Origin of the sequence: Polaromonas glacialis (genome assembly GCF_000709345.1) — a bacterium.
Classification (GTDB): Bacteria; Pseudomonadota; Gammaproteobacteria; order Burkholderiales; family Burkholderiaceae_C; genus Polaromonas; species Polaromonas glacialis.
The window spans coordinates 98709-112252 of the sequence record NZ_KL448324.1 but is presented as its reverse complement, the minus strand read 5'-3'; the positions used below and the strand labels follow the sequence as shown (position 1 = coordinate 112252).

Annotated in this window: 14 protein-coding genes; 7 read left to right on the top strand and 7 right to left on the bottom strand. The window is 66.3% G+C overall.

All coding sequences use genetic code 11. The features are described from left to right. Window positions 1-133: 133 nt before the first annotated feature. From EC86_RS0120715 to EC86_RS0120700, 4 genes are read left to right on the top strand one after another with little or no spacing between them, the layout of a single operon-like run. Window positions 134-1483 (top strand): spinster family MFS transporter, encoded by a 1350-nt coding sequence (locus EC86_RS0120715; protein ID WP_029527795.1) that lies wholly within the window; start codon window positions 134-136, stop codon window positions 1481-1483. A gap of 28 nt (window positions 1484-1511) precedes the next feature. Beyond that, the gene (locus EC86_RS0120710; RefSeq protein ID WP_036773712.1) at window positions 1512-2819 is read left to right on the top strand and encodes an MFS transporter; all 1308 of its coding nucleotides are present in this window, start codon (window positions 1512-1514) and stop codon (window positions 2817-2819) included. Next, window positions 2816-3697, top strand: coding sequence for an SDR family NAD(P)-dependent oxidoreductase (locus EC86_RS0120705; RefSeq protein WP_029527793.1), 882 nt, complete (start codon window positions 2816-2818; stop codon window positions 3695-3697). The genes EC86_RS0120710 and EC86_RS0120705 overlap by 4 nt, the downstream gene beginning before the upstream one ends. 8 nt (window positions 3698-3705) lie before the next feature. After that, window positions 3706-4449 (top strand): EthD domain-containing protein, encoded by a 744-nt coding sequence (locus EC86_RS0120700; RefSeq protein ID WP_198026860.1) that lies wholly within the window; start codon window positions 3706-3708, stop codon window positions 4447-4449. Window positions 4450-4537: 88 nt separating this feature from the next. Here the strand turns inward: EC86_RS0120700 and EC86_RS0120695 are convergent, their stop codons facing one another. The 4 genes from EC86_RS0120695 to EC86_RS0120680 form a co-directional block, all read right to left on the bottom strand. Then, a complete protein-coding gene (locus EC86_RS0120695; protein ID WP_029527791.1) occupies window positions 4538-5644 on the bottom strand; it encodes a 3-ketosteroid-9-alpha-monooxygenase, oxygenase component in 1107 nt (368 codons plus the stop codon). A gap of 274 nt (window positions 5645-5918) precedes the next feature. Then, window positions 5919-6203, bottom strand: coding sequence for a hypothetical protein (locus EC86_RS0120690; protein WP_029527790.1), 285 nt, complete (start codon window positions 6201-6203; stop codon window positions 5919-5921). Further along, entirely contained in the window at window positions 6200-7039 is an 840-nt protein-coding gene (locus EC86_RS0120685) for an SDR family oxidoreductase (protein WP_232229988.1), read from the bottom strand. The genes EC86_RS0120690 and EC86_RS0120685 overlap by 4 nt, the downstream gene beginning before the upstream one ends. Window positions 7040-7063: 24 nt before the next feature. Then, window positions 7064-8380, bottom strand: a complete 1317-nt coding sequence (locus EC86_RS0120680; protein WP_232229987.1) for a spinster family MFS transporter — start codon at window positions 8378-8380, stop codon at window positions 7064-7066. A 143-nt stretch (window positions 8381-8523) separates the two neighbouring features. Between EC86_RS0120680 and EC86_RS0120675 the strand changes: the two genes are divergently transcribed. Continuing rightward, on the top strand, window positions 8524-9957 hold the full coding sequence (locus EC86_RS0120675) for a coniferyl aldehyde dehydrogenase (RefSeq protein ID WP_029527787.1): 1434 nt from the start codon (window positions 8524-8526) through the stop codon (window positions 9955-9957). Window positions 9958-10006: 49 nt separating this feature from the next. Next, entirely contained in the window at window positions 10007-10777 is a 771-nt protein-coding gene (locus EC86_RS0120670; RefSeq protein WP_029527786.1) for an SDR family NAD(P)-dependent oxidoreductase, read from the top strand. Between the two features lie 132 nt (window positions 10778-10909). On the opposite strand, the gene EC86_RS0120665 is transcribed toward EC86_RS0120670, so the two are convergent. From EC86_RS0120665 to EC86_RS30495, 3 genes are read right to left on the bottom strand one after another with little or no spacing between them, the layout of a single operon-like run. After that, a complete protein-coding gene (locus EC86_RS0120665) occupies window positions 10910-11842 on the bottom strand; it encodes a 2-hydroxyacid dehydrogenase (protein WP_029527785.1) in 933 nt (310 codons plus the stop codon). Window positions 11843-11853: 11 nt separating this feature from the next. After that, window positions 11854-12621 carry a class II aldolase/adducin family protein gene (locus EC86_RS0120660; RefSeq protein WP_029527784.1) on the bottom strand — a complete coding sequence of 256 codons (768 nt, stop codon included), beginning with the start codon at window positions 12619-12621 and terminating at the stop codon, window positions 11854-11856. A gap of 49 nt (window positions 12622-12670) precedes the next feature. Continuing rightward, complete coding sequence (locus EC86_RS30495) at window positions 12671-12814, bottom strand: TauD/TfdA family dioxygenase (RefSeq protein ID WP_232229986.1); 144 nt, start codon at window positions 12812-12814, stop codon at window positions 12671-12673. Between the two features lie 78 nt (window positions 12815-12892). Here EC86_RS30495 and EC86_RS30040 point away from each other — a divergent pair. After that, the coding region (locus EC86_RS30040) for an IS1/IS1595 family N-terminal zinc-binding domain-containing protein (protein ID WP_232229985.1) at window positions 12893-13544 on the top strand (652 nt) is incomplete at its 3' end.

The window sequence follows — 13544 nt, the reverse complement described above, 5'->3', positions numbered from 1 at the left end:
CCCGCCAAAAAATGCACGCGACGGCTTTGCTCTTGAAGCACCAACGCACGCTGCGCAGCGGCAAGACCGGCCTTTTTCAGGGGCAGTCTTGGCCGCGCACCCATTGCCATTGCAACGACGAGGATTTTTTTTCATGACCCAACCCGCCCACGGCTGGCGCAGCCACTATGCCTTGCTGATGCTGATGTTCGTCTACACCATGAGCTTCATCGACCGGCAGATCATGGGCATACTGGTTCAGCCGATCAAGCAGGAATTCGGCGTGTCCGACACTGCCATGGGCGTGCTGACCGGGCTGGCGTTTTCGCTGTTCTACAGCGTGCTGGCGATTCCCTTTGGCCGCTACGCCGACCGCGCCAACCGGCGCAACTTCGTCGCCTACTGCTGCGCCGCCTGGAGCGTGATGACGGCGCTGTGCGGCATGGCCACGGGCTTTTGGTCGCTGGCGCTGGCGCGCATGGGCGTGGCCGTCGGTGAGGCCGGCGGCGGCCCGCCGTCGATCTCGATGATCGCCGACCACTATCCGCAGCAGCAGCGCGGGCGTGCCATGAGCGTGTACATGCTCGGCCCCCAGCTGGGCATTTTGCTGGGCCTGACGCTGGGCGGCTGGATTGCCCAGCACCACGGCTGGCGCGCTGCTTTTCTGGTCATGTCGGTGCCCGGCGTGCTGGCGGCGCTGCTGCTGCGCTTTACCGTGGTCGAGCCGCGCCGTGGCCAGTGGGACGCGCCGGGCAGCGTGCCGGTGGGCGCCGCTGCCGAGCCAATGCGCGTTTTGCTGCGTGACCTGTGGGCGTCGCGCGCGTTTGTCCGCATTACCCTGGCCTGCCTGCTGATGGGCGTTACCGGCTATGGCATCGGCATCTGGACGCCGGCCTTTCTGGTGCGCTCGCATGGCATGTCACTGCAGGGCGCGGGCATCGTGATGGGCCTGATGGGCGGCGTTTTTGCCATGCTGGGCGCGCTGACCAGCGGCTGGCTGAGCGACAAGCTGGGCAAGCGCGATGCGCGCTGGCGCATCGGCGTGCCCATGCTGGGCTGCCTGCTGGCCATGCCGAGCGGGCTGGCTTTTTTCATGATGCCGGCGGGCGGTGCCTGGCAAGTCGGCGGCATGCTGGTGCCGCACGCTTTGGGTTTTTACGTGGTGTTCGCCTTTACCGCCGTGTGGTGGACGGCGCCGGTGTATGCGGTGCTGGCCGAGCTGGTTCCGGCGCACCGCCGCTCGTCGGGCATGGCAATTTTCAACCTCGGCATCACCATGCTGGGCGGCGGCCTGGGCCCGCTGCTGGTGGGCATGCTCAGCGACTTCCTGGTGCCGCAATTTGGCAACGAGGCGCTGCGCTGGGCGCTGGCGGCTACCACGGGCATCTGTTTCCTGCTGGGCATGCTGGTTTTCGCCTGGACCATCAGGCCTTACGCGGTCGAGCGGCTGGTGCCTGCGGTCGCACCTGCGCCAGCAGTGCCACGGGCAACGGTCAGGGCGTGAGCCCGAGCCCGGCTCCAGTCACCGCCCCATGACGACACCCCACGCGACTTCCCCCACCCGGCCCGGCTACACGCTGACATTGCTCACCCTGATGTCGGCGCTGGCCTTCATGGACCGGCAAATCCTGGCGGTGCTGATCCAGCCGGTCAAGCTGGAGTTTGGCTTGAGTGACCTGCAAATCGGCCTGGTCACCGGGCTGGGTTTTGCCTTCACCTTCAGCCTGCTGGGCGTGCCGCTGGGCCGGCTGGCCGACCGCTGCGAGCGCCGCAACCTGATTGCCTGGTGCCGTGGCATGGGCGGGCTGCTGGGCGCGCTGGGCGGCGCTTCGCTGGGTTTCTGGACGCTGATGCTGTCGCGCACAGGTGGCGCACTCAGCGATGCCGGCGGCACGCCCGCTTCCATGTCCATGCTGGCCGACCTGTATCCGCCGTCGCAGCGCTCGCGCGCCATGAGCGTGATCAGCACCGGCGGCAGCCTGGGCGCGCTGCTGGCGCTGGTGCTGGGCTCCTGGCTAGCAGCGCACTACGGTTGGCGCACCACGATGGTGGTGGCGGGCAGCGGCTCGCTGGTGCTGGCGCTGGTGCTGCACTGGAGCGTGCGCGAGCCGCTGCGCGTGGTCACGGCACACGCCGCCCATGACGCCACCGACGCACGCCAGCCCGGCGCAGTGACGGCCATCTGGGGCCAGCCGGTCACGCGCTGGCTGATCGTGGGAGCGGCCTGCGCGCTGCTAGCTGCTTATTCATTCGGTGCCTGGAACATCGCGCTCATGCTGCGCCGCCATGGTATGTCGTTGCAGCAGGCCGGCTCGATCTCGGGCGCGGCGGCACTGACCTCGATTGTCGGCGGGCTGACGTCAGGCGCACTGACCGACCGCCTGGCACGCCGCGATTTGCGCTGGCAACTGGGCATGCCGATACTGGGCCTCGGGCTGTCGCTGCTGTGCGGCATGGCCTACCTGCTACTGCCAGCCGGCGCGCTGCTGCCAGCCACCGTGCTGATGGTGGCCTTTGCGTTCTTCATGCCCTGGTGGGTGGCGCCCACCTATGCGGCCATCAGCCTGGTCGTTCCCAGCCAGCGCCGCGCCACCGCCAACGCCATGGTGCTGCTGGCCGGCGCCATCGTCGGCAATGGCCTGGGGCCGATCCTGACCGGCTGGCTCAGCGACGTGCTCAACGCCAGCCTGGGTGGCGACGGCCTGCGCTATGCGCTGATGGGCATGGTGAGCATGATGCTGCCGGGCATGCTGGCGTTTGGCCGCGCCTTGCAAGCCTACCCGGCCGCGCACCGCAGCGCCCTGCAACCCGATGTGCCTGCCACGGCAACCGCGCCATGAACACGACAACCCAACGCTTTGCCACCCGTGTGGCCGTGGTCACCGGCGCCAGCCGGGGCGCCGGCAAGGGCATTGCGCTGGCGCTGGGAGCCGTCGGCCTGACGGTCTACGTCACCGGCCGCAGCCAGCGCGAGGGCGACGCCGCCCTGCCCGGTAGCGTGCAGGCCACGGCCGACGCGGTGACGCAGGCCGGCGGGCAAGGCATTGCCGTGGTTTGCGACCATGCCGACGATGCCCAGGTGGCGGCGCTGTTCGAGCGCGTGCAGCTTGAACAAGGCCGGCTCGACCTGCTGGTCAACAACGCCTGCACCATTCCCGACGAGCTGACGCAGCCCGGCCCGTTCTGGGAAAAACCGCTGCACATGCTGGACTTGCTGAACGTCGGCATGCGCTCGCACTACGTCGCCAGCTGGCACGCCGCGCGCCTGATGGCGGCGCAAGGCAGCGGGCTGATCGTGCACACCTCGTCGTATGGCTCGGTTTGCTACATGCACGGCCCGGCCTATGGCGCGGGCAAGGCCGCCGTTGACAAGATGGCGCACGACATGGCGTTTGACCTGCGCCCGCACGGCGTGGCGGCAGTCTCGCTTTGGATGGGCCTGCTGCGCACCGAACGCACCGAGCGCGCGCTGCAAGACCCCGAGATGGCGCGCAAGTACGCTGCCAGCGTGGCGCACATGGAGTCGCCGCAGTTTCCCGGCCGCGTGATTGCCGCGCTGCTGGACGACCCGGCGCTGATGAAGCGCAGCGGCAAGGTCTGGATCGACGCCGAACTGGGCCTGGAGCTTGGCGTCAGCGACATCGACGGGCGCCAGCCGCCCAGCTACCGCAACGCCCTCGGCGCGCCGCCGGTCTACAGCCGCGCCATCGTGGAGTGAAACACCTGATGAACAATCCTGCAGACATGAACCCGGCTCTTGAGGCACAGGCGCGCTGGAAAATGATTTACCTGGCCAGGCGCAACCCGGCGCTGGCTGCCGGCGACTTCGCCCAGGCCTGGCGCGAGCATTCGGCGCTGGGCCGCCGGTGCCGCAACGTACAGGACAAGGTGCTGGGCGTGATGCAGTGCACACGGCTGCGCGAATCTGGCGAGGACGGTGGCCTGCGCGGCGCCAGCACCGATTACGACGGCGTCAACCTGCTGCAGCTGCGCGACCTGGGCGTCGCCAGCGATCTCTGGAACGACCCGGAAACGTTGGCCATCATGCGTCCCGACGAGCCGCGCGTATTCTCGACCTATGTGCGCGACTTCACGCTGGTTTGCCGCGAACGCGTGCTGCGCGATGCGCCGCGCGGTGCGGTGGCGGTGTTTGCCTTTGTGCGCCGCAACGCCAGCGTGGCCACGGCGGACTTCGACACCGCCTGGGACGACGGCCCTGCGCCGGACTGGCTGGCGGCACCGGCCTTGCAAGACGCGCTGCGCGTGGTTCACAACACCGTGGTGCAGACGCCGCCCGAAGGTTACGACTACGACGGCATTGCCGAATGGTGGTTTACCTCTGCCGGCGCTGCCCGCGCAGCTTTCGCAGGGCGCGACATTCGCGCGCAATTGCCCCCGGCCTACGCGGCCGTTGCCGACGTCGCCGGCGCGGTCTTCATGTTCACGCACGTCACCCACAGCCGTCCGTAGCGGCGCTGCCGGCAGCCCAAAAAAAGCCCGCCGAAGTGACGGGCCATGCAGCTGAAGGCTGGCGCCCTTTGGAAAGCGCCAATCTGGCTCAAGCCACTTCAGGAACTGCGGTGTAAGGCGTGGCGCCGCGCGGCACGTACATGCCTTCGCACTGTTCCAGGTACTCGCTCTTGTTGGCGCGCGGGTTGTAGAACTGCTTGTACCAGACGCGCGCCTTCATGAACGGGCCGTCGCTGGGAATGAACAGGCCGTTCAGGCAAGGGCCCTTGTTGGTCCAGACCTCGAAGTCCTGCGCAAAGGCCAGGCGGCTTGATTCCTGGAACTGGCGCGCGGCCACCACATCGGCGATGGAGGCCTCGGCTTTGTTGCCCGCTGGCTTGACGATCAGCGAGTGCCAGACCTTGATGGAGCCGTCATCGACCGGCGTGTGCATGATGAGCAGCACGGTTTCAAACATGCCCGTGAGCATGGAGATCAGCACGCCGGGGCCGTGGTAAACCGTGTCCGTGTGCAAGATGGCGCTGGCGCCGTCAGCGCCCACCAGCGTGCGGTGTCCGCCGCACTGGCGCTGGATGGCGTAGTGGCCCTTGAACTCGTTCTCGTAGCGCTCGACGGTCGAGCCGTGGATAGGGCTCAAATGGCCGTAGTCGGCGATGTTGTCGATGACTTCCTGCGGGTGCTGGTTCAACAACCCCAAGTGATCCCAGTGGCCGCGCACACAGGAGGCGCCCTCCCACTGCGGCAGGCTGGGGTGTTCCCACTCGGGCTCGCCGCCCTCGGGGTCGTGCCACACAAAGATGGCGCCCAGGCTCTCGACCACGGTCCAGCTCTTGACGCAGGCGGCCGCGGGAATCGGGCCGCTGTGGTACGGAATGTCGTCGCACTTGCCGTCGGGACCGAAGCGCCAGGCGTGGTAGGGGCAGCGGATGCCGTCGCCGTCTATGTTGCTGCCGCCACCGTCAATGACGACGTAGGAGGTGTGGTTCGGCGCCGCCAGGTGGGTCTTCATGTGCGGGCAGTAGGCGTCCAGCAGCACCACCTTGCCGGTAGCGCGGCCGCGGTAGAGGGCAAAGTCCTTGCCGAAAAAGCGCACTGCCAGCGGCTTGTGCGTGTTGAGTTCCTCGGCGTCGGCGATCATGAACCAGCCTCGGGGAAAGGTGAATTCGCCGAGTCGATAGTCTTTGGAAGTGGCCATAAAGTCTCCAGGCAAAGCAGTGATGGGTAAACACCAATCATGGGTTTGTGCCGGCCTGCTCGCATACCCTGTTTGGACGATGGGCGCGCATTGACTGATCCAGCGCAAACCGCAGGGCCTGGTTCACAGGAGTAGGCAGACTCGCAAAAAACCCGGTTGCCCGTCTCTACGTGATAAATCACTCCTGTTTTTACTACTTTATTGATAGCTGACAGCGCTTATTCAACCTGCGCAAACAGGCTTTTTCTTATAAATTTATTGATGCCCAGAATGATTATCTGGCCAGCCGCCCAGCAGCAAACTGCCTGCCAGGAGTCTGCTGGAAAATCAGGTTTTTCAGCGCTGGCGAAAACTGCACCCGCGCATCGGCCAGCGCGATGTGCTGCGCGCCCATGCGCTCGTGCAACTCGGCCAGCGCAACCATCAGCACCGCTTGCGACCAGTGCAGCTTGCGCGCGGCATGGGCAATGTCGGCCACCTCGCTGAGCACCCGCAGGCAGCGCCATTGGGCACTACTCAAGGGTGGCAGCGCCAGCAGCAGCGGGCAGTGCGGCGTCATGCCAGCTGATGTTCGCGCACCAGCGCCTGCAACTCGATGAGTGTCGGTTTTCGGGCCAGCGCGGCGGCGCCGGGGTTGGTGGCCAGCCACAGCAGGCTGGCGGCAATGGCGCCGGGTGCCACGGCGCCGTAGCGCTGCGCCAGCACGCCGTCGTCGCCCAGCGTGGCGGAAACGGCCTCGGTGGTGACCAGGCCGGGATTGACGCTGAAAGCGCGCACGCCCTGGTCACAGTGCTCGCGGTTGATGCAGCCGGCCAGCCGCGCCAGGCCGGCTTTTGACGCGCCATAGGCAAAGCCCCAGCCGCCCTGGTTGGCGGCCACCGGCGGATCCTTCTCGCCAGCGCCCGAGCACACATTGATAATCTGCCCGCCGCCCTGCGCCAGCAGCGTGGGCAGCAGACGGCGCGCCAGGTGAAACGGCGCCACCACATTGCCAACCAGCGTGCGCTCAAGGGCTGCGTCGTCCAGGTCGAGCAGCATGGCGTTGATCTCGCGGTCCTGGTAGACGGCGTTGTTGATCAGCAGGTCGATGCGGCCGAAATGCGCCAGCACCGCGTCCAGCGCCGCATCCATCGAGGCCGTGTCCATCAGGTCCATGGCGTGGGCAAACACCTCGGCGCCGCTGGCCTGCACGGCGGCGGCGGTGGTGGCCAGGCTGCCGGCCAGCAGCTGGCCGTCCGGGCGGCGCAGCTGGTGCGCCAGCGGCTGGCTGTCGGCGTGGGTGCGGGCGGCAATCGCCACGCGCCAGCCGGCGCGGCCAAAGGCCTCGGCCGTAGCCGCGCCAATGCCGCGGCTGGCGCCGGTGATAAAAATAACGGGGGCAAGCGAGATAGTCAATGGATCATCCTTTTCAAACAGTTTTCAAGCTGCGCGCAGGACGGGCGACGCCATCTGCGTCAGCCGCGCGCGGTAGGGGTTCAGCGCCGCCGCCAGCAGCCAGGCGGTGGGAATCATCAACAGCATCACGCACACCAGTGACCAGCGCAGGGCCTGAACGCCAAACACCGGCGTCAGCAGATCGCTGACTATGCCGGTGACCAGCGGGCCCGCGCCAACGCCAAACAGCGTGACGAAAAAATTGAGCAGGGCCGCCGCCACGCTGCGCTCGTTCGCGCCCACCATGTGGCTGGTGGCGCTGTACGACAGCGAAGGCCACCAGCTGGCGAAAAAGCCAAACAACATGGCAAACGCCATGGCGTGCGGCACCGCCAGGCTGCCCAGCATCCAGACACCCGTGGTTGGCCAGACGAAAAAGGCAATGGCGCAGGGAATCGACACCACCACGCCCAGCAGCGGCAGGCCCAGTTGCCAGCGCACATCGCGCCTGACCAGCCGGTCACACAGCCAGCCGCTGCTCAAGGCGCCAGCCACCGCGCCCACGCCGCTGGCCACGCCAAACAGCAAGCCGGCCTGGGCAATGCTCAAGCCGTGCGTGCGCACCAGAAAGCTCGGCGTCCACACACCGTAGCCGTAGCCGGCCACACCGGCCATGCCGCAGGCCAGCGCCAGGCGGCGAAACGCGGTGATGGCCAGCAAGCGGCGCACCTGCGCCCAGAGCGATTCGGCCGCCTGTGCCGGCGCCTGCACGGCAGCCGCCACCGTCTCGAAGCCGCCCCGGCGCGGCTCGCGCACCAGCCAATAGACCAGCGCCGCCAGCAGCATGCCCGGCGCGCCAAACCAGATGAAAGTGGCGCGCCAGCCGTAGTGCTGCGCAATCCAGCCGCCCAGCGCCAGGCCAATCAGCACGCCAAAGTGCGGGCCCATCATGAACAGGCTGATCATCAGCGAGCGCTGCTTGGGCGGGTACAGATCGGACACCAGCGAGATCGACGGCGCCATGCCGCCCGCCTCGCCCACCGCCACCGACATGCGCGCCAGCAGCAGCTGCCAGAAATGGCCGGCAAAGCCGCAGGCCATGGTGGCCAGGCTCCACAGCCCGCACGCCACTGCCACGATGGCGCGGCGGTTGTAGCGGTCAGCGAGCTTGCCCACCGGCACGCCCAGCGCGGCATACAGCAGGCCAAAGGCCAGGCCTGTCAGCAGCCCGATTTGCGAGTCGCTGGCGCCAAATTCGTGCTTGATGGGCTCGATCAGGATGGCGATGACCTGGCGGTCAATGTAGGAAAAAACATAGACCAGCGCCAACAGCGCCAGGCTCAAGTGGGTGCGCCATGTCACGCGCGGAGGATCGTTTAAATTCATGGCGCATGTTCACCGCGCAAGCCCTGCCACGCCATCGTCTTTTCAGACTAAGCAAGGGAAAACCATCACCGCTAGCATGCATTCCTTGCCAGCAAGGCCCCAACCCTTCAGGAGACTGCATGTCCGATTCCATTGCCACCCCGTCCCTGCCCGCACTGCTTGCGGCGCAACAGGCGGCCTTTCGCGCCGAAGGCCCCGTCAGCGCCGCCACGCGCCAGGCCCGCCTGCAGCGCGTGATTGACATGCTGGTCAAGCACAACGACGCGCTGTGCGACGCCATGGGCGTGGACTTTGGCGGCCGCGCGGCGGTGTTTTCGATGATGAACGACGTGGCCGGCTCGCTGGGCTCGCTCAAGCACGCCCGCGACCATCTGACCGAGTGGCTGCCCGACCAGCCGCGCCCCAGCGTGGCGCCGTTCGACAACTTTGGCGCCACCGCCTGGGTACGCTTTCAGCCCAAGGGCGTGGTCGGCATCATCGGCACCTGGAACGCGCCGGTCTTTACCCTGCTCTCGCCGCTGGCCTGCGCCTTTGCGGCGGGCAACCGGGCCATCCTCAAGCCGTCGGAAATCGCCCCGCGCACCGCCGAGGCGCTGGCGCGCGCGGTGGCCGAGTTCTTCGACCCCGAAGAGCTGGCGGTCGTCACTGGCGGCCCCGACGTGGCCGCCGAGTTCTCGCGCCAGCCCTGGAACCACCTGGTATTCACCGGCTCGACCAGCGTCGGCAAGCTCATCATGAAGGCCGCCGCCGAGAACCTGGTACCGGTCACGCTGGAGCTGGGCGGCAAGTCGCCGGTGCTGATTGGCCAGAGCGCCGACATTGCCAATGCCGCCGAGCGCATTGCCGTCGGCAAGGGCGCGAACTCGGGCCAGCTCTGCGTCTCGCCCGACACGGTGTGGGTGTATGCGTCGCAGCTTGAGGCGCTGATTGACGGGCTGAAAGCGTTTTACAGCAGCCAGTTCCCGACGATTGCCGGCAACCCCGACGTGACGCCAGTGGTCAACGAGCGGCATTTCGCCCGCGTCGAGTCCTATGTGGCCGATGCCGGCGCACGCGGCGCGCGCGTGGTAATGGCCGGCGACTGGCCGTGCGGCGACGCCGTGGCCGAGCGCCGCATGCCGCTGCGCATCGTCGTCAACCCGCCGGCCGACAGCGAGATTGCCCGGCACGAGATCTTCGGCCCGGCCGTGGTGCTGCGCAGCTACAGCGCGCTCAGCGATGCCGTCGCCGAGATCAATGCCGGCGAGCGCCCGCTGGCGCTTTACTACTTCGGCAACGATGCCGCCGAGCAGCAATGGGTGCTGGACCACACGCTGTCGGGCGGTGTGTCGATCAACGACGTGACCATGCACCCGGCGCTGCACGACGCACCGTTTGGTGGCGTGGGCGCTTCGGGCATGGGCCATTACCACGGCCACGAAGGCTTTCTGGAGTTCAGCCATGCGCGCAGCGTCTACAGCGCAGGCGGCCACGACCCGCGCCGCGAGTGGGGCATGCTGCCACCGTACAACGAGAACTTCGTGCAGATGATTCGCGGCGTGGTCACGCCCTGAATCGCTTCAATCCACCCCGGCCTTCTTTCAATCTTTCCAGAACCCGAACATGAACTCTCTTTCGCCTCTTTTCTCCCTGACCGGCCAGGTGGCCATCGTGACCGGCGCCGGCAAGGGCATAGGCCGCGCCTGCGCCCTTGCACTGGCCCAGGCTGGCGCCGATGTGGCACTGGCCGCCCGCACGCAGGCCGACCTGGACGCCGTGGCGGCCGAAATCCGCGCACTGGGCCGTCGCGCCATCACGGTGGCGGGCGATGTCAGCGACGAAGCCAACCTCGACACGCTGGTGGCGCGCACCGTGGCCGAATTGGGCAAAGTGACCATCCTGATCAACAACGCCGGCGGCGCCGGTCCGAACAGCCCGATGAAGATGGGCGGCGACGAGTTCAGCGCCGTGCTGGCCTGGAACGTCACGCCCGCCTATCTCTTGATCCAGAAAACCGCGCAGGCGATGAAGGACGCCGGCGGCGGCGCGGTGGTCAACATCTCGTCGGTGGCGGCGCGCTATGCGCAAAAGCACTTCAGCGCTTATGGCGCGGCCAAGGCTGCGCTCAACCAGATGACGCGCAATCTGGCACAGGACTTTGCGCCGCAGGTGCGCATCAACGCCATCGAGCCCGGCACCATCATGACCGACGCGCTGGCTAGGGTGCTGACGCCCGACCGCCTGGAAAACATGCGCAAGACCACGCCCATGGGCCGCATGGGCCAGCCCGAAGACATCGCCCATGCAGCGCTGTTCCTGGTCTCGCCGGCGTCCGCCTGGATCACCGGCAAGGTGCTGGGCGTGGACGGCGGCGTCGAGGCGCCGAACTTTTGATTCCAACACCGTCCATCGGGTCCCAGCAACTATCAAATCAATAGCTTCTGGCGCTTACCCCATAAGGGCTAGCGACTTGAAATACTAAAATAGTGGCCTCTCTCGCCCCCGCCATGCCATGCGAATAACTGCTTACGCCACGGGTGTCGGCACAGGCAGTCCGTCGAAATGCGCAGCCAGGTTGTCGAAGGTCAGGTCCAGCATGGCTTGCACGGTGGCACCCGTGGTGCTGGCCATGTGCGGCGTCAGCACCACGTTTTCGAGCGCCAGCAGGCCCTGCGCAATGTGGGGCTCATGGCAGAACACGTCCAGCCCCGCCGCCAGAATGATGCGTTCACGCAAGGCCTCCACCAGGGCATCTTCGTCAACGATGGAACCGCGTGCAATATTGACCAGAACACCCGTCGGGCCCAGCGCGGCAAGCACGTCGGCGTCGATCAGGGCGCGCGTGTCAGCACCGCCGCTGGCGCACACCACCAGAAAGTCGACACTGGCCGCCAAAGTGCGCGCGTCAATGCACCAGCGATAGGCCATATCGGCCTTGGGCGTGCGCCCGGTGTAGGCAATGTCCATGCCAAAGGCCTGTGCACGCGTGGCCACCGCCCGGCCAATGCGGCCCAGGCCAACGATGCCCAGACGGGCACCGGACACGCGCCGCGTCATGGGAAAGCGCCCGGTGGTCCAGCCGCCACTGCGGACAAACCGGTCGGCGTTGACCACCTGGCGCGCTGCTGCCAGCAGCAGCGCCATGGCGAAATCCGCGATGTCGTCGGTTGACAGGCCGGGGGTGTGGGCCACCACCACCTTGCGTTCACGCGCCGCCGCCATGTCGATGCCGTCGTAGCCGACTCCCAGCACCGAAATGACTTCCAGCGCGGGCAAACAGGCAATCAGTTCGCGCGCCACCACCGACTCGCCCGTAGCCACCATGCCGCGCAGCCGGGGCGCCAGTGCCGCCAGACCGGCGTCGTCCAGCTCGGCCAGCACATGGCAGTCGAAACGCTCACGCAGCCGCCCGACCAGGGAGTCAGGCAGGCGCGCAACCAGCAATACGGCAGGTTTCATCGTCACCTCATTCACTCCAGCACGGTCGGGTCGCGGCGGATTTCGTCACGGGCCATGGCTTCCCACAGGAAGGGAAAGCCGTTCGCATCGGGGCGCTGTCCGGTGGCGGTGGCGACGGCGGCCGGCAGCGGGACGCCGCCGCCGAGCACCTCGACGCGCCACGCCATGCGGCTGCGCCACTCCAGCGTGATGGCCCGCAGGTGGGCCTGGCGGACATTCTTGGCGACCAGCAGCACGCCGTGGTTGGCCAGCAACGCCCACTTGTGTGGGCCAAGCGCGTCCGCTGCGGCGCGTCCGGCTTCGCCGTCTTCCACCGTGCCGCGGTACTCGTCATAAACCACCGGGTCGGTATCGACCAGGGCCGAGGTCTGGTCGTAAATGGGTGGAACGCGCCCCACCGCCGACCACACCGAACCCCACTGGGAATGGTTGTGGATCACCACGTTGACATCGTGCCGGGCGGTGTGCACATCGATGTGCAGGTTGATGGCGGGCGTGATGTTCCATTGGCCTTCGATGACCTTGCCTTGCGCGTCAAGACGCAAAATGTCGGAAGCGGTCAGCTCGCCCCAAGTGAGCTCCCAGGGGTTGGCCAGATAGGTGCCATCCTCCTGCTTGACTGTGATGTGGCCGGCAATGTGGTCGTTGTAGCCTTCGCGGTGCAGCACGCGGCACAGCAGCGCCAGTTGCTGCTGCGGGTTCAGGTCGGGCAGCAGCGCATACCGGCCGGGCATGGGGGCGTAGCGGGCCAGCATTTCGGTATTGATGTCATCTTTCATCGTCGTTATCTCTTTCTTCAATTCAAAATCTTCAGGCTGCACAAGCAGATCAAGCGTGTACGGCGTTGCGGTCAAACACCGACGCGCGCTGCATGCGGCGCTGGTGCGGCTTGTAGTCCAGGATGGCGTTATGAATCACGCTGCGGTTGTCCCACAGCACCATGTCACCGACAGTCCAGCGATGCCGGTACATGAACTGGACATGCTGGGCGCTGTTCGCAAATAGTATGGGTTTTGTTGAGTTTTCGGGATTTTCAGAGGAGAATTTCGCATGCGCACTTCTCAGTTCAAAAATCTGCTTGCCCAATTGCCCCAACTCAGCGCCGAGCAGCTTGCGAATCTGCGGGCGGCAGCAGACCTCTTGCACCAGCACACCCAAGCGCTGAGTTCCATTGATGCGGCGATGGCAGGAGCCGGTTGCCCACATTGCAACAGCTTCAAGCACACCAAAAACGGACAAGGACGGGGCGTCCAGCGCTACCGCTGCAAGGACTGCTCGAGAACCTTCAACGCCGCGACAAACACACCGTTATCCCACCTTCACTCGAAGAAACAGTTTTTTCAACACGGTGAGTGTCTGCAAAAGGGTTTGACCATCCGGCAAACTGCCAAGGAACTGGGCGTGGCGGCAAGTACCGCTTTCCGATGGCGACACCGGTTCCTTGAATCTGTCGTTGAGCACCAGCCCAAGGATGTAGCAGGCATCTTTGAGGCCGACGAGACGTACTTTAGGGAGTCCCAGAAAGGCAGCCGAAATCTCAAGTCCCCCGAAAACTCCGTCAAGACACGGCCCGCGCGCCACCATGGCGGTAAGCCGCCGACCGGGGAGAAGCGGGGCAAGAGTGCGTCGCGCAAGGACCTGGTGCCCGTACTGGTTGGGCGTCTGCGCGGCCAACCCTACATTGCAGACCAGGTATTGGGCG

Excerpts from the sequence above, each read along its gene's own strand:
- EC86_RS30495 (WP_232229986.1), bottom strand. The coding sequence starts at position 12,814 with ATGTACCGGCATCGCTGGACTGTCGGTGACATGGTGCTGTGGGACAAC.
- EC86_RS0120660 (WP_029527784.1), bottom strand. The coding sequence starts at position 12,621 with ATGAAAGATGACATCAATACCGAAATGCTGGCCCGCTACGCCCCCATG.
- EC86_RS0120665 (WP_029527785.1), bottom strand. The coding sequence starts at position 11,842 with ATGAAACCTGCCGTATTGCTGGTTGCGCGCCTGCCTGACTCCCTGGTC.
- EC86_RS0120705 (WP_029527793.1), top strand. The coding sequence starts at position 2,816 with ATGAACACGACAACCCAACGCTTTGCCACCCGTGTGGCCGTGGTCACC.
- EC86_RS0120710 (WP_036773712.1), top strand. The coding sequence starts at position 1,512 with ATGACGACACCCCACGCGACTTCCCCCACCCGGCCCGGCTACACGCTG.
- EC86_RS0120675 (WP_029527787.1), top strand. The coding sequence starts at position 8,524 with ATGTCCGATTCCATTGCCACCCCGTCCCTGCCCGCACTGCTTGCGGCG.
- EC86_RS0120700 (WP_198026860.1), top strand. The coding sequence starts at position 3,706 with ATGAACAATCCTGCAGACATGAACCCGGCTCTTGAGGCACAGGCGCGC.
- EC86_RS0120695 (WP_029527791.1), bottom strand. The coding sequence starts at position 5,644 with ATGGCCACTTCCAAAGACTATCGACTCGGCGAATTCACCTTTCCCCGA.
- EC86_RS0120670 (WP_029527786.1), top strand. The coding sequence starts at position 10,007 with ATGAACTCTCTTTCGCCTCTTTTCTCCCTGACCGGCCAGGTGGCCATC.
- EC86_RS0120715 (WP_029527795.1), top strand. The coding sequence starts at position 134 with ATGACCCAACCCGCCCACGGCTGGCGCAGCCACTATGCCTTGCTGATG.
- EC86_RS0120690 (WP_029527790.1), bottom strand. The coding sequence starts at position 6,203 with ATGACGCCGCACTGCCCGCTGCTGCTGGCGCTGCCACCCTTGAGTAGT.